The 22,026-nt window shown below is 48.1% G+C and carries 21 protein-coding genes; 16 read left to right on the plus strand and 5 right to left on the minus strand.

Translation table 11 applies throughout. The features are described 5' to 3' along the window. Positions 1-301: 301 nt before the first annotated feature. Positions 302-3,877, plus strand: a complete 3,576-nt coding sequence (locus ABMB67_RS14450) for a LamG-like jellyroll fold domain-containing protein (RefSeq protein ID WP_354572491.1) — start codon at positions 302-304, stop codon at positions 3,875-3,877. A gap of 124 nt (positions 3,878-4,001) precedes the next feature. Here ABMB67_RS14450 and ABMB67_RS14455 read toward each other — a convergent pair whose 3' ends face one another. Then, positions 4,002-4,454, minus strand: a complete 453-nt coding sequence (locus ABMB67_RS14455; protein ID WP_251224314.1) for a hypothetical protein — start codon at positions 4,452-4,454, stop codon at positions 4,002-4,004. A 146-nt stretch (positions 4,455-4,600) separates the two neighbouring features. On the opposite strand from ABMB67_RS14455, the gene ABMB67_RS14460 reads away from it, so the two are divergent. Genes ABMB67_RS14460 through ABMB67_RS14485 form a run of 6 tightly spaced genes read left to right on the plus strand, consistent with a single transcriptional unit; the run spans position 4,601 to position 9,072 of the window. Next, positions 4,601-4,954, plus strand: coding sequence for a DUF1360 domain-containing protein (locus tag ABMB67_RS14460; RefSeq protein WP_251224313.1), 354 nt, complete (start codon positions 4,601-4,603; stop codon positions 4,952-4,954). Positions 4,955-4,969: 15 nt separating this feature from the next. Continuing rightward, positions 4,970-5,683, plus strand: a complete 714-nt coding sequence (locus tag ABMB67_RS14465) for a sugar phosphate nucleotidyltransferase (RefSeq protein ID WP_251224312.1) — start codon at positions 4,970-4,972, stop codon at positions 5,681-5,683. 11 nt (positions 5,684-5,694) lie between these two features. Continuing rightward, on the plus strand, positions 5,695-6,660 hold the full coding sequence (gene rfbB / locus ABMB67_RS14470) for a dTDP-glucose 4,6-dehydratase (RefSeq protein ID WP_251224311.1): 966 nt from the start codon (positions 5,695-5,697) through the stop codon (positions 6,658-6,660). After that, on the plus strand, positions 6,657-7,511 hold the full coding sequence (gene rfbD / locus ABMB67_RS14475) for a dTDP-4-dehydrorhamnose reductase (RefSeq protein WP_354572492.1): 855 nt from the start codon (positions 6,657-6,659) through the stop codon (positions 7,509-7,511). Before rfbB ends, rfbD begins: the two co-directional genes overlap by 4 nt. Beyond that, positions 7,508-7,963, plus strand: a complete 456-nt coding sequence (locus ABMB67_RS14480; RefSeq protein ID WP_251224309.1) for a dTDP-4-dehydrorhamnose 3,5-epimerase family protein — start codon at positions 7,508-7,510, stop codon at positions 7,961-7,963. Before rfbD ends, ABMB67_RS14480 begins: the two co-directional genes overlap by 4 nt. Beyond that, positions 7,960-9,072: a glycosyltransferase gene (locus tag ABMB67_RS14485; protein ID WP_354572493.1), complete on the plus strand. Its 1,113-nt coding sequence runs from the start codon at positions 7,960-7,962 to the stop codon at positions 9,070-9,072. The genes ABMB67_RS14480 and ABMB67_RS14485 overlap by 4 nt, the downstream gene beginning before the upstream one ends. Before the next feature lie 62 nt (positions 9,073-9,134). Here ABMB67_RS14485 and ABMB67_RS14490 read toward each other — a convergent pair whose 3' ends face one another. The 3 genes from ABMB67_RS14490 to ABMB67_RS14500 form a co-directional block, all read right to left on the minus strand. Beyond that, on the minus strand, positions 9,135-10,103 hold the full coding sequence (locus ABMB67_RS14490; protein ID WP_251224307.1) for a CgeB family protein: 969 nt from the start codon (positions 10,101-10,103) through the stop codon (positions 9,135-9,137). Continuing rightward, positions 10,100-10,786 carry a hypothetical protein gene (locus tag ABMB67_RS14495; RefSeq protein WP_251224306.1) on the minus strand — a complete coding sequence of 229 codons (687 nt, stop codon included), beginning with the start codon at positions 10,784-10,786 and terminating at the stop codon, positions 10,100-10,102. Before ABMB67_RS14495 ends, ABMB67_RS14490 begins: the two co-directional genes overlap by 4 nt. A gap of 225 nt (positions 10,787-11,011) precedes the next feature. Next, positions 11,012-11,680, minus strand: coding sequence for a BMQ_0737 family morphogenetic spore coat protein (locus tag ABMB67_RS14500; RefSeq protein ID WP_251224305.1), 669 nt, complete (start codon positions 11,678-11,680; stop codon positions 11,012-11,014). 225 nt (positions 11,681-11,905) lie between these two features. Here ABMB67_RS14500 and ABMB67_RS14505 point away from each other — a divergent pair, with 225 nt between their 5' ends. The 5 genes from ABMB67_RS14505 to ABMB67_RS14525 all read left to right on the plus strand — a co-directional run bounded on the left by ABMB67_RS14505 (position 11,906) and on the right by ABMB67_RS14525 (position 16,442). Further along, positions 11,906-12,037 (plus strand): hypothetical protein, encoded by a 132-nt coding sequence (locus tag ABMB67_RS14505; RefSeq protein ID WP_285890544.1) that lies wholly within the window; start codon positions 11,906-11,908, stop codon positions 12,035-12,037. Between the two features lie 273 nt (positions 12,038-12,310). Further along, positions 12,311-13,429: a DegT/DnrJ/EryC1/StrS family aminotransferase gene (locus ABMB67_RS14510; RefSeq protein ID WP_354572494.1), complete on the plus strand. Its 1,119-nt coding sequence runs from the start codon at positions 12,311-12,313 to the stop codon at positions 13,427-13,429. Continuing rightward, positions 13,426-14,511 (plus strand): Gfo/Idh/MocA family protein, encoded by a 1,086-nt coding sequence (locus tag ABMB67_RS14515; protein ID WP_354572495.1) that lies wholly within the window; start codon positions 13,426-13,428, stop codon positions 14,509-14,511. Before ABMB67_RS14510 ends, ABMB67_RS14515 begins: the two co-directional genes overlap by 4 nt. Continuing rightward, positions 14,501-15,445 (plus strand): NAD-dependent epimerase/dehydratase family protein, encoded by a 945-nt coding sequence (locus ABMB67_RS14520; RefSeq protein WP_354572496.1) that lies wholly within the window; start codon positions 14,501-14,503, stop codon positions 15,443-15,445. Before ABMB67_RS14515 ends, ABMB67_RS14520 begins: the two co-directional genes overlap by 11 nt. 7 nt (positions 15,446-15,452) lie before the next feature. Continuing rightward, positions 15,453-16,442: a glycosyltransferase family 4 protein gene (locus ABMB67_RS14525; protein WP_251224301.1), complete on the plus strand. Its 990-nt coding sequence runs from the start codon at positions 15,453-15,455 to the stop codon at positions 16,440-16,442. Between the two features lie 144 nt (positions 16,443-16,586). Here the strand turns inward: ABMB67_RS14525 and ABMB67_RS14530 are convergent, their stop codons facing one another. Further along, on the minus strand, positions 16,587-17,585 hold the full coding sequence (locus tag ABMB67_RS14530; RefSeq protein ID WP_251194588.1) for a DUF4855 domain-containing protein: 999 nt from the start codon (positions 17,583-17,585) through the stop codon (positions 16,587-16,589). Between the two features lie 147 nt (positions 17,586-17,732). On the opposite strand from ABMB67_RS14530, the gene ABMB67_RS14535 reads away from it, so the two are divergent. The 4 genes from ABMB67_RS14535 (at position 17,733) to ABMB67_RS14550 (ending at position 22,020) form a co-directional block, all read left to right on the plus strand. Beyond that, positions 17,733-18,716, plus strand: coding sequence for a glycosyltransferase family protein (locus tag ABMB67_RS14535; RefSeq protein WP_251224300.1), 984 nt, complete (start codon positions 17,733-17,735; stop codon positions 18,714-18,716). 15 nt (positions 18,717-18,731) lie between these two features. Beyond that, positions 18,732-19,748 carry a glycosyltransferase gene (locus tag ABMB67_RS14540; protein WP_354572497.1) on the plus strand — a complete coding sequence of 339 codons (1,017 nt, stop codon included), beginning with the start codon at positions 18,732-18,734 and terminating at the stop codon, positions 19,746-19,748. A gap of 11 nt (positions 19,749-19,759) precedes the next feature. Continuing rightward, the gene (locus tag ABMB67_RS14545; RefSeq protein ID WP_354572498.1) at positions 19,760-20,452 is read left to right on the plus strand and encodes an acyltransferase; all 693 of its coding nucleotides are present in this window, start codon (positions 19,760-19,762) and stop codon (positions 20,450-20,452) included. Between the two features lie 311 nt (positions 20,453-20,763). Beyond that, the gene (locus ABMB67_RS14550; RefSeq protein ID WP_354572499.1) at positions 20,764-22,020 is read left to right on the plus strand and encodes a nucleotide sugar dehydrogenase; all 1,257 of its coding nucleotides are present in this window, start codon (positions 20,764-20,766) and stop codon (positions 22,018-22,020) included. Positions 22,021-22,026: the final 6 nt, after the last annotated feature.

Here is a 22,026-nt window from a genome sequence, read left to right on the forward strand (position 1 = left end):
ATATGAATCTCTGACTTACTATCCCATGGGTCATTCAGTAGGGAGGTCGAAAAATTCTGCTGTTCACCAAAGCCAAAAGAGAGCAATAATGGCGCGGCATACTCGACAGATTGCCGGCGAAAGTCGAGGAAGTTCAGCTATATTTGCATCTCCAATCGACAGAATTGAATGAACATTGAATTTGCTTTGACCTACTGCGCAGAGGAGAAAGCCGCTTTTTTTCTCCTGTCACAACGCGCAGCAAGCTGACAGACCCTGTTGCACATAGATAGCAGATTCTAAAAAAGGAGAGGAACAAAGCATGTTCAAAAAAAGGTGGATCGTGACGTGGATGGTGTTAGTAACGTTAATTGTGCAAAGCTTCAGCCTGACTACCGTCTTAGCCGAAGAATCAGAAAGTTTGAAAGGGCTGGTGTTTGACCCGAACAGGCAAAACTCTGTAGAACTTGAGCAACCGTTGGAAAATGTCCCGGCAACGTTTGAGATGATCGCGAAATTTGAGCCAGACCGGAATGAACGCCAAATATTGTTTGGTAATTATTCCGCTGCTTCCAATCCATCCTTTAGCATCGAACTTTGGTCTGACAACACATTACGTTATTACGAGGTATCCAATGAAACAAGAAACATGCGGACGGATGCCGTTGTTCCGACTGACGAATGGGTTCACCTCGCTTGGATCCGGGATGCAGAGAAGGACACAGTGACTTTCATTTTGAACGGCAAAATTGTGCATGAAGCGTTTGCCACGGATTTACCTGCACAGTTTGATTTGAATCATCTTCACAGCATCGGCACGGATCCAAGGAATGGCCTGCATATGAGCGCTGAGGTTAAAGAAGTACGCTTGTGGAGCGAGGTGCGTACTCTTGATGAGCTAACAGAGAATAGAGATACTGAGCTTCAGGGCGATGAAGCGGGCTTGCTGCATCTCTGGGAGCTGGATAAAGTAGACCTGACCGAGGAACAGCCTATCGTTCATGACAAAGCGGGCAATATCAACGGTGTGGCGAAAGGATATGAGGCGCCATATCAAGGCGAGTTTACAGGAACCGGTATTGATTTTGCCGATGGACGTATGGACTTAGCTACAGACATCATGGAGGAAGGGCCTCGAACGGTTGAGGCATGGCTGAACGTACCAGTCAATACGCCGGGCAGCCAACGAGTCGGCGTTATTCTCGGAAACTACTGGGGCGGTTCTTACGATGATATCCCGGAATTTAGCTTCGAAGTTTACAACAACAGCACGCCGAGACTTTATTGGAAAGGCATTAAGGACAATACCTTGAACTATATTGCCAACGGTGTCAGCATCAATCGGGGCGATTGGGTTCATGTCGCGATAGTGCTAGATGACAAAGAGAACACTGCAACGACTTATATTAACGGTAAGCAGGAGCATACAGCAGCGCTTCGTAATGATGAAGAGATGCCGGAGTTGCTGCCGTCCAAAGCAGGTACTCTCGGTCTGAAGATCGGCTCTGACTACCGGTATGAAGACGACGGGACACCTACAATGGCGTTCGGAGGGGAAATCGCCGATGTTCGCGTCTGGTCAACGGTGCGGACGCCAGAAGAGATCCAGCAGAATTACAATACGTTTTTGACTGGAAATGAGGACGGACTAATCGGCAACTGGAAGCTGGATGAGAAGGTTGACGACCTCTATCCGGACAACTCGGCGCAGCAAAATGATGCGATTGTTTTTGATCCAGGGGCTTTTACGTGGCAGCCGGCAGATTTTCCTGATGGCGACTACAGAATCGCCGTTCTTCCGGATACACAATATATGGCGCGTCAGTTTCCTGAGGGGATGAGAAACTATTTTGCCTGGATGAGAGATAATGCGGAAGAGCTGAATATCGATTTGGCGATCAGCGTTGGCGATATTGTCGATACCCCAAACAGCATAACGGAATGGGAGGTTGCTGCTGAATCCTACTCTTATCTGGATGGTGTCATTCCTTATGTTTTGGCGACGGGCAATCATGACGTCGTTCGGAACGGGTTGAATCGGGATTACACAAATTTCAATAATAATTTCCCTTACAGCAAATATTCAGAAGAGCCGACCTTTGGCGGAGCGATGGTAGAAGGCAAGATGGAGAACACCTATCATTTCTACGAGCTTGGCGACGTGGAATATATGGTTATTTCACTTGAATTCGCGCCAACTGCCGAAGTGTTGGAGTGGGCCAACGAAGTCGTGGCGGAGAATCCGGACAAGCGAGTCATTGTAACAACACATACGTATATGTACCATAACGGAGAGTTTATTAGCACGGATCATCATCACTCTAACAGGCACTATTTTAGTGATGCCATGGACGGCCCTGAAATCTGGGAAGAGTTCGTCAGCAAGCATGACAATATCGTGCTCGCTCTGTCCGGCCATATTGGTTATCCCGATATCGTCGTAAGAGAAGACATCGGCGTGAATGGCAATGTTGTGCAGAATGTGCTGGCGGACTCCCAATACATGGAACCTAGAGATCTTGGCATGATCATGATGATGACGTTCAAGGAAGGCAGCAATGACGTGGAGGTCAATTGGTACTCGGTCAAATATGACCTTTTCTATCGTGAGAGAAACCAGTTTACGATGCCGTTGAATCTTTATGATAATCCTACACCGCCAAAGGATGAAGATGAAGATAAGGATAAGGACCAAGACCAAGGTGGAGGTTCTGGTGGTGGAAGTGGAGGCGGTGGATCATCACGTCCGCCATCATCAGGAGGAGGTGGTGGAGGATCAACCCCACCGCCAGCTGATCAGGAGCCTGGTGACGGATCAGAGCCAGGGAATGAGGAAGAGAACGATTTTGGAGTAGAGGTAGGGTTTGACCAGAATGAAGTGGACGAGGTGACAGTAGAACGTGAAGGAGAAGCTGTCGCGATCAAGGTAGAAGCTTCACCGGAGACGGAAAATATTCACCTTAGCCTAGATACAAACTCTCTCAATCAAATCGTTCAGGATGGTCATTCAGTTGTTGTACAAACCGCACTTGGCGACATGACGATTGATGCGGAGACGATCGCTCAGCTTGCGGGGCGCGATCTAAGCATTGAAATTGGACAAGGTGCACAGGTCAATGGCCAGCCGGTGAGAACGGTGAAGCTGTTGTCGGACGATGAGGAAGTAGCTGATTTTACCGGTAAAGTGACGGTGTCGGTTCCTTATGAGCAGGAAGCCGCTAACGGTCTTGTTGTTTACAAAGTGACGGACGAAGGCCAAGTAATCGTGCCGCTATCGAGAGTTGTGGACGGACAAATCGTGTTCATCGCCGATGGCTCAGGGACGTTCACGGTCGGAAACAATGAGAAATCCTTCACGGACACGCCTGGACATTGGTCGGATGAGCACGTCAACTTTGTGACGGCAAGGGAAATGTTCGTAGGTGTATCGGAGAATGAATTCGCGCCAAACGGTTCGATGACGAGAGGAATGCTTGCGACCGTACTTGGCCGACTGCTTGGCGTAGAAGAAAGTAATGCAGGATCTGGCGGATTCACCGATGTGAATGCGGAGGCTTATTATGCACCGTATATTGCTTACGCCAGCGAGCATGGCATCGTCAATGGAACCGGCAACAGTCAGTTCGCCCCGAATCGCGAAGTGACGCGCGAGGAGATGGCGACAATGGTCGTACGCTTTATGGAGCATGCCCGGATTCAAGCTGGAACACAAAATAGCTACGAAGGATTTGAAGACGATGCACAGATAGCTGCCTGGGCGGCGGATGCGATTCAGCTCTTGCAGAAAGCCGATATTCTTGACGGCAAGCCGGGAAATGTCTTCGATCCTAAGGGAGATGTGACACGCGCGGAAGTGGCGAAAGTGATGCAGCTTATGCTGGAGGCTTATGTATACTAATGGTGATACAACTGAATAAGGTTTAGAAAATGAAATCTCCATTGTCCCATCTTTTAGATGAGCAATGGAGATTTTTTGTTTATTTTGTAAACAAGCAGGCTATCACTGCTTCTGTGCCGCAACTTTATCCTTGCTGCTGACCTGAACCGAACGTTTGCTGGAATAACCATGGCCAAAAGCCGCCGCCTTGCCCGCCGCCAGGATGATGTCCGCCACCTTGGCCTCCACCAGGAGGCCATCCGCCTCCCTGGCCTCCGCCAGGGTGCCATCCACCGCCTCCACCTGGTGGTATGCCCGGTCTTGGCGGGATCGGGCCGTAGTAAGGAGCGATGCCGACGAGATCGACATGGCTGACCTGCAGGAACTGCGGCTGATAGTAAGGGGGCTGATACAAAAACATCGAAACCATCCCATTTTGCCGGTTGAAATCAGTAATGTAGGCAACGACCTGACCATAGCCGGAAATGGAAGTCGTAATCCACTGGTTGACGTAATTGCCGACGACATTCGGAGGGAGGAACTGGACAGACGGTTGCTGGCGCATCGGCTGATGAGGGTAAGGATAATGCTCATTCATCTCAATCTACTCCTTTTCCTTTTTCATGCTAGTAGCCTATGTACAAAGAAAAAAAAGGTGTTTGTCTAGCCGGGAAAAGTGGATTGATACAAGCAGCTTTTTGCATAACGTAATAGTAACGCCGGTAAAAAGAGGAAGTGGGCGCAATGAGCCTGACGCCATTTGAGTTTTTGATTCTTGCTTTAGCGGTTTTTCGCCTCACTCATTTGCTCGTCTTTGATACGATTTGTGAATTCATCCGCAAACCGTTTCAGACCCTCGTTGAAGAAAAACAGGAAAACGGGGAAACGGTGACGTTTATCGAACCTAAAGGGAGAGGCATCCAGCGCTTTATTGGCATGCTTTTAAGCTGCTATTGGTGTATGGGGGTCTGGTGTGCTCTATTTTTATATGCAGGGGTAACGCTCTATCCTGTTGTTTTTCACCCGGTCCTCGTCATCCTCGCGCTGGCAGCACTGGCAGCGATGTTGGAAGCGTGGGTTAAATCAGTCGGTGAATAACTAAGGGGTGATGATATGAAGGGGATTATTTTAGCAGGAGGAAGGGGGAAAAGGCTCTATCCGTTAACAAAGTCCGTCAATAAACATTTACTCCATGTTCACGGTAAGCCGATGATCCATTGGGCGCTTGTGAAAATGAAAGAAGCCGAAGTAACAGAAGCCGCCATTGTCATTAATTGCGGGGAAAGAGCGATGTTCACTGAAGCACTCCAGCCGTTTGAACATCTCTACCCTGTTTATCAGTTTATTGAGCAGTCCGCTCCAAATGGGATTGCCGCCGCCCTGGCACTCACTGAGGATTTTGCGAACGGAGAGAAGTTCGTCGTACTGCTTGGTGATAATTTATTTGAAGACGATTTAACCGATTATCTCGCCGTCTATCTACAATCGGATCAACCTGCGCAAATTTTGCTTTCGCCGACAGTCACTCCAAAGCAATTTGCGATTGCGACATTTTCAGCAGAAAATGAGCTCGTCTCTCTGCAGGAAAAGCCTGATTTAAAAGGAAAGCAATGGGCGGTGACGGGAATTTACTGTTTTGATGCGACTGTTTTTCGTCATATTGATGCCATTGCACCCTCTGCACGAAATGAGCTGGAAATTACCGATGTTCTCATTCGTTACCTCAAAAAAGGAGAACTGGAATGGCGCAGGCTGAAAGGGTGGTGGATTGATGCCGGAACGCATCAATCCTATCAGCTGGCAAATGAGTGGTTAGGTGGTTATTAAGGGGGATAAGCATGCGACGATCAATCCTTATTACAGGCGGAGCAGGATTTATCGGTTTGAATCTTGTTTATTACCTGCTGGAAATGAATGACGGGGACGTGACGATCTTTGATTCACTTACGTATGCGGCGAATCGCAGGGAGTTGGAGAAGCTGAAAGAGGAGCCGCGGGTTCAGTTCATTGAAGGGGATGTGACAAAGCAAGCGGAGGTGGAGCAGCTTTTTCAGAGGTCCTATGATGTCGTTGTTCATCTGGCGGCGGAAACCCATGTTGACCGGAGCATCGCGAAGGCGAAACCGTTTTTGGATACGAATATGATCGGGACGTATCATCTGCTTGAGCAAGTGAGGCAGGGACGGTGCGGATTGCTGCTTCATATGTCGACAGATGAAGTTTACGGTTCGCTCGAATCGACGACGGAGCCGCTAACGGAAGAGGCGCTTCTCCGACCGGGCAATCCGTATGCCGCCAGTAAAGCAGGAGCCGACCTTTTGATCCATTCGTACGTCCAGACCTTTTCCCTCCCGGTCATTATTATGCGTGCCGCCAACAATTACGGGCGCTATCAGCATGCTGAAAAGCTGATTCCGAAAGTGATTGTGCATGCGTTGGAAAATAAAACGATTCCGCTTTACGGTGATGGCGCGCACCGCAGACAATGGCTGCATGTTCGGGATCATTGCATGGCGATTGTCAATATTATGAAAAAAGGAGTACCAGGCGACATCTATCACATTGGCGGTACGCGTGAATATACAAATCTTGAAACAGTGAAACGTATTTTGCATCTGCTCGGTAAAAATGAAAAGCTGATCTCATTTGTCGAGGATCGGAAGGGTCATGACAGACGATATGCGCTATCCTCGGAAAAGCTCAAAAAGCAGCTCGGCTGGCAGCCTGTCACGTCGTTTGAACAAGGACTTGAGGATACGGCTTTATGGTACCGGAATCAATGGAGAAAAGGGGCGTTTCGATGAAGGTGCTCATTACGGGGGGGATGGGGCAGCTGGGGAGAGCCTTTTATCAGCGGCTGAAGAACAAAGCGGATGTCGTAGTCTGTGGAAAAGAGCAGCTTGACGTGACGAGAGAAGCAGAGGTGCGCGCCGTGCTGGAAAAAGTACAGCCGACTCTCGTCATTCATTGCGCCGCGCTGACGGACGTTGATCAATGTGAGCGCGAGCCGGAACGCGCCTTTCGCATTAACAGTCATGGCTCTTTTCATGTCGCCCGCTCCGCCGCCCAGGTAAAGGCTGATGTAATTTCCATCAGCAGCGATTATGTCTTTTCCGCTTATTCCTCAACGCCGTATGAACCGGACAGTCCCCCCTCTCCGCTATCTGTTTATGGAGCGAGCAAATGGATTGGCGAGCAGCTGACGTTGCAGGCCCATCCGCGCGCCTTGATTGTCCGCACCGCCTGGCTATATGGCGGTCATGAAAACGACTTTATCGAAAAAATTGTAGCGCGGGCCGCTTTGCAGCGCACCATCTCGGTCGTCGATGATCAAATCGGCTCCCCTACCTATGTTGAGGATGTAGTTAGCTATTGTTTGCGTTTATTCAAAGGCGGAGCGCGTGGCCGTGTGTTTCATGTGACGAATAGAGGGAGCTGCAGCCGCTATGAAATGGCGAAGGTGATCATGGAATCGTTGCAGCTGGATCAGATTACGGTCGAGCCGGTCAAAACTGTTAGGCAGCCTGGAGTCGCCGTTCGTCCACCGCGCACCATCTTAGGATTGGATCAGTTGCCGGCTGCCGGACTGCCGGAGCCGGCTCATTGGAAGCCGACGCTTATTCGCTATTTGCAGGAAAGGAGGCAAAGACGATGATTACCGGAGTGAAGCTGAAGCAGATTACGAAGCATTGTGATGATCGCGGTTTTTTCGCGGAGCTTGTCCGCAATGATGAAGACCTGCTGTCACAATTCGGACAATGGTCGCTTTCAAAATCGTATCCCGGGGTGATCAAAGCGTTTCATTATCATAAAGAGCAGGATGATGTTTGGTTTTTTGTGGCGGGAAATGCCGAGGTTGTGCTCTATGATTTGCGCGAGGAATCGCCGACGAACGGGGAAACGCAGGTGTGCTACATGGGAGAGGACAATCCGCTCATTTTGACGATTCCCGCCGGAGTGGCTCACGGCTACCGGGTGCTCGGTGAAACCCCGGTCGTCATGATGTATTTGACGACGAAGGCGTATCAGGTGGAGCGGCCTGATGAATATCGTCTTGCCTATGATGATCCTCTCATTTCATTTGATTGGGAGACGAAGCATCGATGAAGGCAAAGCGGGTGCTCGTCCTGACTCATCATGGCGGCGGCGGGGTGAGGCTGTTTCGTCAGCAGTGGGCAGTCGAACATAATGCCGAGCTGCTCATCCTCTTTGTCCGCGAGCAAAGACTGATTCTCTGTGAAGCGGAGACTGAAAGCGAGTGGCCGCTGACAGCGCTGGACAGCCCCGCCTTTGTCCAACAACTAACATCGACTCCACTCGATGCCGTGATGATTGACCACGTTTGGGGATTTCCGCTTGAGCGGCTGCTTTCATTTTTGGAGCTTTTTCCGGTGCCATATGACATCCACATTCACGATTATCTCGCCGCCTGCCCCCAGCTTTTCTTTATTACGCCAAAAGGACACTATTGCGGACAGGAGAAAGAGGTACGAATATGCCGCCACTGCAGCAGGACAGGAATCGGACGGCGGCTGATGGAGGAGATGGTCGGGCGCGCGGGTTCAATTGAAGAATGGAGGCGATGGCAGCTTGAGCTTTTGCAAAAAGCACGGCGCATCATCGTTCCCAGTCAGTCAGCAAAGCAAGTGATGCAAGGCTATTTTCCCGAGTTGGATTATGTCGTTCAGCCCCATCCTGTTTATCGTCAGCCGCCGCCAAATGGAGAATCGAAACGATCACGGGAGCTGCGGATCGGGATTGCCGGCCATATGGCGGTCCATAAAGGCTCGAAGCAGGTGCTGGAGCTGATCGGCAAGCTCGATCGGCGAAAATTGCCGGTAAAGCTGTTTCTCTATGGCAACGCCGATCATCTCCTGGCGAAGAAAGCAAGTCCCGTTTTTATTCAGCGCGGGGAATTTCAACGTGACCAGCTGCCGGTCCTCCTTGCTGCCGATCAAATCGACCTCGTCCTGATCCCATCAATCTGTCCAGAAACGTTCTCTTATACGACCCGCGAAGCGTTAAATAGCGGCTATCCAGTGCTCTGCTTTGAACTCGGTGCCCAGGCCGAAGCCGTCCAGGAAACGGACGGAGGCTGGACCGTTGCCCCGTTCCACGCCGAAGCGCTCTATCAGAAAATAGCGGAGCTTCTCAGTCAGCCTGATGAGGTGCGCCTGGCGGCAAGGCGATTGCAAAAAAAGTGGTCGGCCCGGTGACAGCTGAAAAAAAGGGCTTGTCAAAAGGTTGTGTTTCTACCTTTTGACACAGTCCTCCTCGTTCACGCGGGAAAATAGCTTAGCAGTTTGGCGAGGCGATTCTCAAACGTATGATGGCGGGTGACGGCAAGGTAGCTCTTGTTGGCGGCCTGCTCGGCGTCGGTGGGATTGGCGAGCAGCTGCTTAATCTTATCCGGCAATTCCTCTTTTGTTCGGAAGGACGGGATTTCATCGACGGAAAAAAAATCATGAAGCTCAGTACGGTATTCCGTGAGCTGGAGAGCGCGACAGCTGGCGATTTCAAATGTACGATTGTTCAGGCTCGTGCCTTTGACTCCGGTTGAATTATCATTTGCCGGATCGCTGTCCGAGCGGTATGTGTTCAGGACGATCCGGCTGCTTGTGTAAAATAGAGCAACGTCTTGCGGAGTAACCCATCTTGAGACGACGTTGACATGCGAAGGCAAGGAAATATCCTTCCATTCGCCGACGACCGTGATTGGAAGGGGGAGATGGTCTGCAAGAAAACGAATTAAGTCGACCCGCGCCTGATAAGGGTAGCCGACGAGGCAAATGGAGGAGGCCAGCTCATCAAGCTGTTTTCCTCGTTTGTACACATCCGGATTCGTCGCCAAAGGGAGAAAGGCTGTATCAGTGAAGCCGAGCTTCCGGTAGTAGCTCAGCGCCTGGCGGTCAATCGTAAAGGCTTTTTTGGCATAGGGCAAAACCTGCAAGGATCGGTCGATCATATAAGGATCCTCCGTCAGCCAGACAGCAAGGGGGATCTCGTTTTTCTGAAGCCATTCAAAAAAACGGACATCCAGCTGGTAGCCGAGCAGCGTCAGGACGAGATCCGGCTTTTCCTGCCGGCATGATTCAATGAGTGCTTCGGTGTTCAGCGGATGGGCCGGTGCGAGGCTGCTGCTGAGGGCAAGGTTGTGAAGCGCGGAAACGATCGAGTCTTCAAAATACCGATACACCTTGCCATAGCCTGAGCGCAGCACCAGCACATGCCTGTTGGCGGTCATCATGTGAGCGCAACGCTGATCTGGTTCAGAGCAGCCTGCCCTTCAGGAATTTCAGCTCCGTAAATAAAGCCTTTTACCGACATGTTTTTGTATTCGGTTGTCAGAGGGAGCGCGATTTCGAAATCGGAAAAACGAACCGTTTCCCCACTGTCGATTTGCTGTAGGTGAAGCGGTCTCAGCCAGATTTCGCCACTGTCTTTCATCTTTTTATGGCTGTGCCCTTCAAGGTACTGCCATTCCCCGTAGAGCTGTTCATCCTCGACGATGAATTCATCGAGCTGCCGCTTCCGCGGATGGGTGATTTTACCTGAAATATTGGCAAGAGAAGGCTGACTGAAAGCAAGGCAAATGACAGGGCTTGATAACGGCTCCATTCCATGATTTTTAATCAGGAAGCTTCCTTTGATGATAACAGGTTCCTCATTATGCTCGACCCGCGAAGGAACAAGCAATGAATAAATAAAGTAGCAGGAAAACGGTTCTGCTCCTTCCGGTAGCGCCTGCCCGGGCTGATCCTCCTGTAGCTGTTCTTCTAATGAAGCAATCATCGCCGCCTGGTCAGCAATCTTTTTTTGATGCTTCTCAATAACACGGTAATATTTCTTCAGCTCAGAGCGATAATGAATTAATTTTTGTTGCAGCTGTATCGTGGAATCATCTTTTTTCGTTGATAATCGTGAATCCATAATGCTCCTCCTCTCATCCAGCTTATAAATATGTATGAAGGCAAGCGGTGAAGAAGAATCAAAAAATAAGAGGATGTCTCAAAAGGGGGTTATTTCCTTTTGAAACATCCTCGAAGAGGGCTTCATCGCGCACTGTCTCTCAGCCGGAAGCGATCTGTTTCCAGCTGAGTTTCTCATGTTGCAGTGGCTCCACCTGCTATTTCGGAGAGTCTGTCAGGCTTTTCTTTAGTGTTTTCCTGGAAAGACGAGCGGGCATTGTGGAGGGAATTTGTCTGTTTTGCAGATGACGTCGGCTACAGGAAGCTCTTTGCGCGGTTTGCAGTAAGCAGCTTCCACTTCCAATTTGACGTCAGCGATCACATGAACATCTAAGCAGAAGGTTAAGGAAATATCCAACTGATCGAATGTTCCTGTGCAGACAATTTCAGAGTCGCACTCGCCGTGAGAAATAAATGATTCAACGACTGTTCCTTCCGGAGCGCATAAATAGAATGTTTGGATTGTCGCGAACTCAATTGGATCAGACGTACAAATCACATTGCCGTTTTGATCTAAAATATCAACTTCAAGCAATCCTTTCGCTAATACTTTGACCTTTTCAAGAGTAATGTCATTCCCGTCACCTAATGACACTTCCACTTCACTTCGGCCACCGGATTGGAACACTTCCTGAGTGAAAAGCGAGTCCTCCAGCACGCGGCATTGGCTGCTGAAATTAGGGAAGTTTGCTAGGAATGTACATAAATCAACAGCTGGCGTTGGAGTTTGTGTGCAAGAGAACAAGTTAGACAGCTCCGGTTCGCGAAAACTGATAGTCGGTAAGTCAATCTGACGAGTCACCCAGTCAAAAACTTTAGGCACTCTAATGCAGACACTGTGTTTCTTAAGACTCATTTCTATACCTCCTAAAAAATTTATTTACCTGTTCATGAAGCTCAATTAGGTGAGTGTGAAGTAGGTAATCGGACTACTGTATAGTATGAAGCCCTGCCGAAATTGTGCAACGACACGGAAATGTTTCAAAAAAAGGACAGCAAATCAATGGAAGCCGAACTTCACACAGGCAAGGAGGAGGCTGCTGCATATAGTAGTAGAAGAACGATTCAGGAGGGATCATTTATGAAAAAAACATTTCGCATGCAACCAGCTCCAAAGCCGACATTTCGCTCCCCTAAGCCGAAACCAAAACCGAAAGCAGCAATCGAAAAAAAATCAACGGGCTGCTGTGGAAAAAAACGGATTCAGCCATAACGGGGCTCAGGGGTGTCCTAAAAGGAGATCGTTTTCCTTTTATGACATCCCGCTCTTTTATGAAAGACAGTAAGGAAAAATCGTTCGGGAGCAATCGGGAAAGGGTGTCAGCTTCCCCCTCGTAACGGCCCCTTCCCTTCCCTTCTAAAAAAATCCCGCTGTGTGGTTTTTCATTTGCGGGCGATTGATCTAAAAAAGAGCCGTGACTTCATTCAAGGCTTACACATATATGTAAGGCAGAATGAATTTTGAACAAAGTTTGGAGTGAAGAGCATGATACCTCTTATTCAATTGGATAGACAGTTTCAATCGATTAAAAAGGAAATAATGAACGCTTTTGAACGCGTTGTCGATAGTGGTCACTATATTTTAGGAAATGAAGGAGCGGCATTGGAGCAGGAATTAGCCCATTTTTTAGGAGTGGCCCATCCGGTGGCTGTCGCGAACGGGACGGATGCTCTTGTCTTAGCGTTACGAGCGTTGGAGATCGGGCCGGGCGATGAGGTCATTACGACCCCTTTTACGTTCTTTGCCACGGCCGAAGCAATTGCCCGGGTTGGCGCGACACCTGTTTTTTCTGATATTGAAGCCGGCACTTATAATCTCGATCCCGCTTTATTGGAGGAAAAAATCACCTCAAAAACGAAAGCGATTATCCCCGTTCACCTGTTTGGCAAGCCCTGCGCGATGAAAGAAATCAACGAGATCGCCAAACGCCATCAGCTCTATGTGATCGAGGATGCCTGTCAGGCTTTTGGGGCTGATATTGGTGGAAAGCGTGTCGGAACATTTGGCGACATCGGCTGTTTCTCCTTTTTCCCGACGAAAAACCTCGGAACGCTTGGTGATGGGGGACTCGTCGTAACCGCTGATGAGGATCTGGCCAAACGAATCCGCAAATTACGTCATCACGGCAGCACCGCAAAATATTATCATGATGAAATTGGCTATAACAGCCGTCTTGATGAAATTCATGCCGCGATTTTGCGGGTGGCCTTGAAGAAAATCGATCACTGGAATGAGCAGCGCCGGAAAAAAGCGGCGGTGTACGCCAAAGCGTTTCAACATTCAACGGTCGGTGTTCCTATGGAAGAAAAAGAACAGACGCATATTTATCATCTCTATAATATAGAAGTCGAGCATCAGGCAGAGCTGAGCGAGACGTTGGCGCAGCAGCAAATTGCTAGCGGCGTGTATTATCCGTTACCCCTCCATTTACAGGATGTTTTTGCCGGTTTCGGTTATAAGAAAGGCGACTTTCCGGTTGCCGAGCAAACATCTGAACGCCTTTTGGCGATCCCGATGCATCCGTTTCTCACCTCTTCCGAACAAGAAAAGGTCATTGCCGCAATCCTCGCCTTCGAGCAACGCAAAGGAGGGAGCCGGACATGAAACGTGGAATCGGCCTGATTGGCTGCGGGAGAATGACGCAAAAGCATATTGAAACGATTGGCAAACTGACAGATGCCTATATCGCTGCGATCAGCGATATTTCAATGGAGAGAATGAAGGCAGTTCATGAAGAGCTGCTCGCGCAAAACCGTGTAACGACACGGTTTGCGATGTATCAAAACTATCAGGTGCTTCTTGCCGATCCTAATGTGGACCTCGTTGTGATTGCGACAACGTCCGGCACCCATAGTGCGATCGCGAAAGATTGCTTGCTGGCGAAAAAGCATACGATTGTGGAGAAGCCGCTGGCCCTGTCACTTGATGAATCACGAGAGCTCAATCAATTAGCGAAAAAAGTAGAAAAAAGCTTGTTCGTTTGTCATCAAATGCGTCATCGCCCCATAGTGTTTACGATAAAGGAGCTAATTGACCGCGGAGCGTTGGGCCGTCTTCATCTTGCTGTCGTGATGATGGAAATTCAGCGTTCCGACTCGTATTATCAGGCAGCAAAATGGAGGGGAACATGGGATCAGGATGGTGGGATGCTCGTTAATCAAGGAATCCATTTAGTCGACTTAATGCTTTGGTATATGGGAGAAGCGAAGGAAATTTACGGTGATCTCCATAAAGTCAATCAGCGGAAGGAAACGGAAGATATCGCCCTTGGCATGGTGAAGTTTTCCAATGGCGGACGGGGACTCATCCAGGCCAATACGGTTACGCAGCCAGCTAATCTCGGCTATTCTATTCGACTATTCGGTGAAAAAGGGACGATTGTCGTCAGCGGGAAGAACTTTGATCACCTCGAACGATTTGAAGTAACAGGGCAGGAACCCTTGACCGGACAGCTTGATCAGCTTTTGGAGGATCGGAGCGAGCAGCTACGCATGTACAACCATATTCTTGCCGAGTTAGCAGGAAAGCGGGATCAGCTGACGGTAAGTGGGACAGAGGCAGAAAACGCGCTGGAGCTTATCTTCGCCCTTTATGAATCAAGTCGGCAAAAGCGCCCCGTATCACTTCCTCTTCATACGTTTGCCACCAAAAATATGAAGGAAGGGGAGGCAGATCATGAAAAATAAGCATGTGCTTGTGACTGGAGGAGCCGGCTTCATCGGTTCGCAACTAGTCAAACGACTCATGCCGTTGGCGAAAAAGATTACGGTGATTGATGATTTAACGACAGGCAATCGGCAGGCTGTTCCCGTGGCTGATCATGTGACGTTTGTCGAAGCAAGCATCACGGATGCAGATGCGGTAACGCCGCATTTAGCCGACGTGGACATTTTGTTTCACGTTGCCTGTCGCAATCTTGTCCATTCCGTGGAAAACATGGAACAGGATTTAGAAGTCAATTTGTTAGGCTGCTACTCCCTGCTCGATCTCGCCCACAAGCATTGCCAGCATTTACAGCGTTTCGTTTACACCTCGACAGCCTCCGTCTACGGGGATGCAGACGTTTTGCCGACGGTGGAAGAGTATCACAAAATTGCGATGCCTTACGCCGCGAGTAAGTTTTCGGCTGAGCATTATTGCCACGTTTTTCATCAGCTTTATCAGTTTCCTATGACGATCTTGCGGCTTTCCAACGTATACGGACCTGGTCAGCTGGCCTCCAACCCTTATTGCGGTGTTGTCGCCAAGTTTTTTGATGCGATCATGGCTAACGAACCGTTAACGATTTACGGAGATGGTACGCAAACGCGCGATTTTACTTATATTGAGGATGCGCTAGACGCTCTCTTACTTGCCGCTTCCCGTGATAACGCTGTTGGGGAGGTTTTTAATGTCGGTACGATGAAAGAGACGTCGATTCAGGACCTTGCCAGGAGCGTGATTGAAGAAGCAGGCTATGATGCGGAGACCTATCCAATTATTTACGCCCCAAAACGGAAAGTAGATACGATCCAGCGAAGGGTAGTGGCAATTGATCATATTCAGAATACGATCGGCTGGCAGCCTTTGTACTCATTAAAACAGGGCATCGCTCAAACATTTCATTGGGTAAAGGAGTAGAGAGCAGGTGAGAATTTTTCAAGGTATAAACGAAATTGCCGGACAAATGGGAATCTTTGCAGGTGATTTAACGAAGATGGGGCATCATGTCCGCTGCTACAATACCTTTCACTCTTATTTAGGCTATGAGGAAAATCTTTTGAACTTGGAAAAGGAAGACCTGGCCAAAAAAGTGGAAGACATTTTGACAGACTATGATATTTACCACTTTCATTATGCGGAGACATTGGTCGACGATTTCAGTGATCTGGCTCAATTGAAAAAGCATCGCAAAAAGGCGGTGATGCATCATTGGGGAAATGATGTCAGGTTTCATGAGCAGGCCAGAGAGCGGAATAAATATGTTTACACCGGCGATTCTCCCGAAAATGAAGTGATGGATAAGAAGCTGACCGCTATTTCAGCGATCGTCAAAGACGCGATCGTTCAGGATTATGAGGTTTACGATTATATTAAGGATTATTATGAGCGCGTTCACGTCCTGCCAATCGCCGTAAACCTCGATCACATCCCATACGTGGAAGAGGCTGAAAATAAAGTACCTCTATTGATTCATGCGCCAACCAATCCTTTATTTAAAGGGACGGCCCATTTTGAAAAAGCAATTGAGCAGCTGAAAGAACGCTATGAATTTAATTATGTGAGGATTGAGCAGCTGAATCATGAAAAGGCGCTTCAGATGTATCAGAAGGCGGACATTATTCTCGATCAAATTCTCTGCGGCTCGTATGGACTCTTTTCGGTGGAAGCGATGGCGATGGGGAAGCCGGTCGTAACGTATGTCAGGGATGACCTGCTGCCAACCTTCCCGGAAATTCCGCCGATCGTCAACGCCAACCCTGATACGCTTTATGACAAAATTGAATTGCTGATTAAGTACCCTGAAGTCCGCAAAGCATACGGAAAGCAGGGTCGAAGGTACGTGGAAGCCTATCATAGCAGCGCGGTTGTGACAAAGCAATTGGAGGAAATTTATAAGCAGCTGCCGACTTTATAGGAGGTAGCTCAAAAGGCTGATTTGCCCTTTTGAGATGCGTTAAAGCGAAGTCGATCAATCATAAAAGGAGGCGGCGGTTCCGTGCTGCACAAATAAAGCAGGAAAGCAAACCCGCTTTCCTGCTTTATTTTTAAACCGTTGTTCTTAATAGCTTCGTCCGGGATAGCTTTGCTCGACGTAGAGCTTTTTCATGAACAGGTAAATTTGTTGATAATCAGCATTGCGATCTCTGGCGAATTCCTGAATGCTCATGTCATGGAAGTTAAACACGAGCACACAATCATCGATGTAATTGTTTCGATGAGGAAGTCCGAGATTGAGAAAATCATAGAGATGATACTGGTTGAAGGTAATCCCCTTGCCGACATTGATCTGGAGGCCTGCTTGATAAAACTTCGCGAAATTTGAAGAATGATTAATCCAATCGTGCGTGATCGGTGTGTTGCCGTAATAGTTTGTGTTGATGGCGGTTAAATCAAAATTCATCGATTCGCCCTTCCATGGGTTCGTGACACCGAAGCCGCCGTAATTTGGCAGCCACATTGTCTTGTAGCCTAGCGTGTGAATGTACTGATTAATGTTCGTGATCGGCGATTCATCTTCGGGTATCAGCGATTCTCTTAACCAATAAAAGCCTTTGAGATTCAGCTTCGTGAAGCCTTGCTGGTTCCATGTTGCCAAGAAGGTCGTAATCCACCATTTGAGCGCCTCTTCCCGGTCGGCCTGATTGGCAAAGGATAATGATTTTCCATTGACCACTCCAAAGTTTGTTTGACTGATAATCGGATAAGGAAGACCGATCCAAATATCAAGTGGACGGACCGCCAGCTCTTCAAGCGCTTTTAAATTGTATTGATCCGAAAACAACAATGCCATATATGTCTGCCAGTCCTGGATCGTTGGAAGCTCGCCAAAGCCTGTATATAAAGGGTGAAGGTATTTATTGGCACCTGTTTTAATCGGAGTCAAAACAAATCCGGTAAAATAGGAATCTCCCGTATCCACCCCGTTCAATACATATTTGACAGCCGGGAGCAAGGCTTCCTTGGACCAGACAAGAGGGGATGTGGCATCAAACCCCCCGATTGGGAGAACGGCAATGTGCTGGTTAAAGCCTGTTGTTTTACTACTAAGAAAATTCATCAAATCCCACCTTTCGTCAATGTACCCTATAGCATATGTTGAAGAAAGAATAAATTGATAAGTTGGCATCTAAAATTTTCATAGATGGTTAACGGATTTTATCATTTGTGAATATGAATATATGACTGAATTCAAGGAGGAATACACATGCGGATTGTGCATGCACCTACAGAAATAGCAGGTCAAATGGGAGTTTTATGCGATGAATTGAAGCGAAGAGGACATGAAGTAAATGGATATAATTGGTTTCATACCTACATTAATTATAAGAACTCAGTCGTTCATACCGATGCCTACGAGCTTGCACGTCATATGGTTCCACTGGCGAAAAACAGTGACGTCTTTCATTTTCATAACGGCAATACGTTTTCGGTCGAAGGGCTCGAGCTTCCGGCGTTAAAGCTGCAAAACAAAAAAATGGTGATGCATCATTGGGGGAATGATGTCAGAACGGATCAGGCTGTGAAAAGGCTAAATCCATACGCGTTACCAAAAAGCTATTACTCGGACGAAGAGATTGATCGGCGGTTAAAACGGCTGTCGACTTACATTGACACCGCCATCGTTCAAGATTATGAAATGGTTCCTTATGTTAAGGATTACTACAAAAACGTCCACGTTGTCCCTCTGGCCTGTAAGGTCGATTCCTTCGTGCCGAGGTATCCGCGTGTTGATCAGACGAATCCGCTCATCGTTCATGCTCCGACGAGCCGGGAATTTAAAGGGACTGTTTATGTTCAGGCGGGCATTGAACAGCTTAAAGGCAGACAGCTGCCGTTTCGCTATCAGCCTGTTGAAAATATGAGCCATGAGCAGGCGTTGGCTACTTATGGCGAGGCGGATATAATCATTGACCAAGTATTGTGTGGAACGTACGGGATGCTCAGCGTGGAAGCAATGGCGCTTGGAAAAGTCGTCGTCGCCTATATTCGTGACGATGTGAGAGCCCAGCTGCCGAGCAATTTTCCGATTGTCAGCACGGCGCCGGAGAAGGTCGCCGATACATTAGAAGAGCTGCTTAGAAATCCGCAATTACGGTATGAAATCGGGCAGAAAAGCCGTCGATTTGTGGAAGAGTTTCATGATGTTCGGGTAATAGCAGAAATTCTTGAAAAAATCTATCTGAAATAAGGACGGTGAGATGTTATGCTTCGTGTTTGCCATGCGCCGATGGAAATAGCCGGGCAGGTCGAGCTTATTTGCGACCACTTAAAAAAAGAAGGAGTTCATGCCACCGGTTATAATTTTTTTCATTCTTTCCTCGATTACAAAGGAACATATATGACCGATGCTTTTGAATTGCAGAAGCTTGTCAACGTTGCACTCGATCATTTTGATCTGTTCCATTTTCACAATAGCCATACATTCCTTGAAGATTTTCGCGATTTGCAATGGATTAAGGACAAGGGAAAGAAAAGCATTATGCACCACCGCGGGAATGATGTTCGTTCCCGGGCGCTTGCGGTGAAGGGGGATTCCTACGAAAATCCTTACGCGTACGCCGAATCCTCGTTTCCGGAAGATGCGATCCAATCGAATTTAGAAACCTTTTCAAAGCTGGTTGACGCAGCGATTGTCCAAGATTATGAGCTTTATAAATATGTCTATCCGTATTACAGCAAAGAAAATAAGCCGGTCTATGTTCTGCCACGACTCTGTCCGATCGGCCAGTACGAAGTCGCCGTCGAGCAGGAGGTGAAAGCAAAACCGCTTGTCGTTCACGCGCCAACAGACCGGGATTTTAAAGGCACCGCCTATATCGAGGCAAGCGTCAAGCGGCTCCAGAGCCAGCATCCATTTGAATTTAAGCTGGTCGAGAAGCTAAGCCACGAGAAGGCGCTTGAGCTGTATAAAGAGGCGGATATCGTCATCGATCAAGTGCTATGTGGCGCTTACGGCAACCTGAGTATCGAAGCGATGGCGATGGGGAAGCCGGTCATCTGCTATTTGCGCCCGGATTTAGTCCCGACGTTTCCGCCGGGGCTGCCGATTCAGTCGGCGAATCCTGATAATCTTGATGCCGTTTTAGCCGATTTGCTCGGAAATCCGGCGAAGCGGCAAGAGTTTGGCCGCCAGGGAAGAGCCTTTGTCGAAGCGAACCACGATTCCGTAAAGGTTATTAAGCAAGTGCTGCAAATTTACCAAAATTTGATTTCAGGATAGGAGCGACAAGCATGAGTATTGATCCGACTGCGACATTGGGAAATGGGTGTGAAATTGGCGAATTCGTCGTCATTGAAGAGGATGTTGAAATCGGAGACAATGTGACAATTGATCATCATGTCGTCATCAAAGCCGGAACAAAGGTTGGCGACGATGTCCGGATTCAGGCTTTTACCCTGCTTGGTAAACAGCCGGCAGCAAATAAAAAAATGGCGCGAAAGCCGACAGCTACCTTATTTCCACTGACGGTAGGAGCCGGGGTAACAATCGGCAGCCACGTCACGTTGTATCATGGTTCGATCATAGCAGATGAGGTTTTTATTGGCGATCATGTCAGCATCAGGGAAGAAGTGGAGGTTGGCCGGCGTTCTGTGATCGGACGTCATGCGATGGTTGAGCCAAAAACGACGATCGGTCAGTCCGTTACCGTTCAAACCGGCTGTTATGTAACGGCAGATACGACGATTGAGGATTTTGTCTTTCTCGGCCCTTGTGTCTCGATGTCGAATGATAAATACATGGGCAGCGGAAAAGGTGTTCATACGGGACCATATATTAAAAAAGGGGCAAAGCTCGGCAATCACGCGACATTACTGCCTTCGATCACCATTGGCGCCGATGCGGTCATCGGCGCCGGTGCTGTCGTTACAAAGGATGTAGCGGATTCAACGGTGGTCGTCGGTAATCCGGCGCGTCGTAAATAGAGGGGCGTGTCAAGATGACGACCGCTTCGAATTTTTGGTTTCAGAGGCTGTGGCAAAAGGTTGTTTTTTTACCTTTTTGTCACAGCCTTTAACAATGAGCGGAACCGCCACGATCTTTTAAAGCCCGTTGTGAGTGGGTTTCTCACAACGGGCTTGTGGCGTGTGAAGTCATTGCCAGTAGGTCCAAAGCTAGTTTTGTCTTAAGCCCTTTTGTTAAGCCCATCTTTCCGTATTTCCATGTATGTCTAGTGCAAAACGCCCTTTTCCGACATATATATGTATATCTTTGCGAACGTAAAGGAGTTAATGAGATGAATACAAAAATCGCTATCATTGGACTTGGTTATGTCGGATTACCATTAGCCATGTTATTCGCATCGAAAGACTATCCTGTTATCGGGATTGATATTGATCAATCGAAAGTAGAGAAGATAAAATCTGGAAAGTCGTACCTATCTGACTTGAGTGATCAAGAAGTGGAAGCTTTCATGAAAACAGGGCGTGTAGACGTAACGTCAGATTTCAGCCGGGCTAAAGAGGCTGAAGCGATTCTTTTATGTGTGCCGACTCCTTTAAGAGAGCACAAGTATCCGGATTTAAGTTATTTACAAACGGCTATTTCGACGCTTCTGCCTCATTTGCAGAAAGGGCAATTGCTCGTTCTGGAAAGCTCAACCTTCCCTGGAACGACAGAAGAAGTCATGCTTGAAATGGTGGAAAAAGCCGGCTTTGCCGTTGGAGAAGATTTATTTATCGGCTATTCTCCGGAACGTATTGACCCGGGAAATCATATGTATACATTGGGGCAAATCCCCAAGGTGGTCAGCGGCGTGACGGATAAATGTCTAAAAAAAGTGACAAGCATTTACGGGGCAGCGTTTGAGACGCTTGTGCCGGTAAGCTCACCGAAAGTGGCGGAAATGACGAAAATTTTGGAAAACGCTCAACGACTGATCAACATTTCGTTCATGAATGAAATGGCGCAAATCTGTCATGGACTTGATATTGATATTTGGGAGGTCATTCAGGCAGCCAGTACGAAGCCATACGGATTTACGCCATACTACCCTGGGCCTGGGATCGGTGGTCATTGTATTCCGGTCGACCCGCTCTATTTAAAGTGGAAAGCAAATAATGCCAATATGCCAACGACGTTCATTGATTTGGCCAAGGATGTCAATGATGCCCAGCCTCGCTATATTATGAAACGAATTGAGGAATTGATCGGGGAGCCGGCTGAGGAAAAAAGCGTGTTGTTAATCGGCATGACCTATAAGCGTGATGTCAATGATATTCGTGAATCAATGTCTGTTCCAGTGATGGCGCATGTAATCGGCAAAGGATATCAGGCTGATTATTACGACCCTTATGTAGAAGAGATCGAAATCAATCAGCAAATGTATCAAAGCATCGCGTTAGAGCAGAAAGTCATTGAATCCTATAATTGCGTCGTGATTTTGACAGACCATAGTCAAATTGATTACACGGCACTGAAAGCACATGCGAAGTTAATTTTGGATACAAGAAATCGAATTTCAGATCATTCAAAAAATGTGATTCGATTGTAAAGAGGT

The organism is Halalkalibacter oceani, from assembly GCF_040544555.1.
Taxonomy (GTDB): Bacteria; Bacillota; Bacilli; order Bacillales; family Bacillaceae_D; genus Halalkalibacter; species Halalkalibacter oceani.

What these genes read in the sequence shown, in the direction of transcription:
- ABMB67_RS14450 (WP_354572491.1), top strand. Translation starts at nt 302, where the DNA reads ATGTTCAAAAAAAGGTGGATCGTGACGTGGATGGTGTTAGTAACGTTA.
- ABMB67_RS14455 (WP_251224314.1), bottom strand. Translation starts at nt 4,454, where the DNA reads ATGAATGAGCATTATCCTTACCCTCATCAGCCGATGCGCCAGCAACCG.
- ABMB67_RS14460 (WP_251224313.1), top strand. Translation starts at nt 4,601, where the DNA reads ATGAGCCTGACGCCATTTGAGTTTTTGATTCTTGCTTTAGCGGTTTTT.
- ABMB67_RS14465 (WP_251224312.1), top strand. Translation starts at nt 4,970, where the DNA reads ATGAAGGGGATTATTTTAGCAGGAGGAAGGGGGAAAAGGCTCTATCCG.
- rfbB (WP_251224311.1), top strand. Translation starts at nt 5,695, where the DNA reads ATGCGACGATCAATCCTTATTACAGGCGGAGCAGGATTTATCGGTTTG.
- rfbD (WP_354572492.1), top strand. Translation starts at nt 6,657, where the DNA reads ATGAAGGTGCTCATTACGGGGGGGATGGGGCAGCTGGGGAGAGCCTTT.
- ABMB67_RS14480 (WP_251224309.1), top strand. Translation starts at nt 7,508, where the DNA reads ATGATTACCGGAGTGAAGCTGAAGCAGATTACGAAGCATTGTGATGAT.
- ABMB67_RS14485 (WP_354572493.1), top strand. Translation starts at nt 7,960, where the DNA reads ATGAAGGCAAAGCGGGTGCTCGTCCTGACTCATCATGGCGGCGGCGGG.
- ABMB67_RS14490 (WP_251224307.1), bottom strand. Translation starts at nt 10,103, where the DNA reads ATGATGACCGCCAACAGGCATGTGCTGGTGCTGCGCTCAGGCTATGGC.
- ABMB67_RS14495 (WP_251224306.1), bottom strand. Translation starts at nt 10,786, where the DNA reads ATGGATTCACGATTATCAACGAAAAAAGATGATTCCACGATACAGCTG.
- ABMB67_RS14500 (WP_251224305.1), bottom strand. Translation starts at nt 11,680, where the DNA reads ATGAGTCTTAAGAAACACAGTGTCTGCATTAGAGTGCCTAAAGTTTTT.
- ABMB67_RS14505 (WP_285890544.1), top strand. Translation starts at nt 11,906, where the DNA reads ATGAAAAAAACATTTCGCATGCAACCAGCTCCAAAGCCGACATTTCGC.
- ABMB67_RS14510 (WP_354572494.1), top strand. Translation starts at nt 12,311, where the DNA reads ATGATACCTCTTATTCAATTGGATAGACAGTTTCAATCGATTAAAAAG.
- ABMB67_RS14515 (WP_354572495.1), top strand. Translation starts at nt 13,426, where the DNA reads ATGAAACGTGGAATCGGCCTGATTGGCTGCGGGAGAATGACGCAAAAG.
- ABMB67_RS14520 (WP_354572496.1), top strand. Translation starts at nt 14,501, where the DNA reads ATGAAAAATAAGCATGTGCTTGTGACTGGAGGAGCCGGCTTCATCGGT.
- ABMB67_RS14530 (WP_251194588.1), bottom strand. Translation starts at nt 17,585, where the DNA reads ATGAATTTTCTTAGTAGTAAAACAACAGGCTTTAACCAGCACATTGCC.
- ABMB67_RS14535 (WP_251224300.1), top strand. Translation starts at nt 17,733, where the DNA reads ATGCGGATTGTGCATGCACCTACAGAAATAGCAGGTCAAATGGGAGTT.
- ABMB67_RS14540 (WP_354572497.1), top strand. Translation starts at nt 18,732, where the DNA reads ATGCTTCGTGTTTGCCATGCGCCGATGGAAATAGCCGGGCAGGTCGAG.
- ABMB67_RS14545 (WP_354572498.1), top strand. Translation starts at nt 19,760, where the DNA reads ATGAGTATTGATCCGACTGCGACATTGGGAAATGGGTGTGAAATTGGC.
- ABMB67_RS14550 (WP_354572499.1), top strand. Translation starts at nt 20,764, where the DNA reads ATGAATACAAAAATCGCTATCATTGGACTTGGTTATGTCGGATTACCA.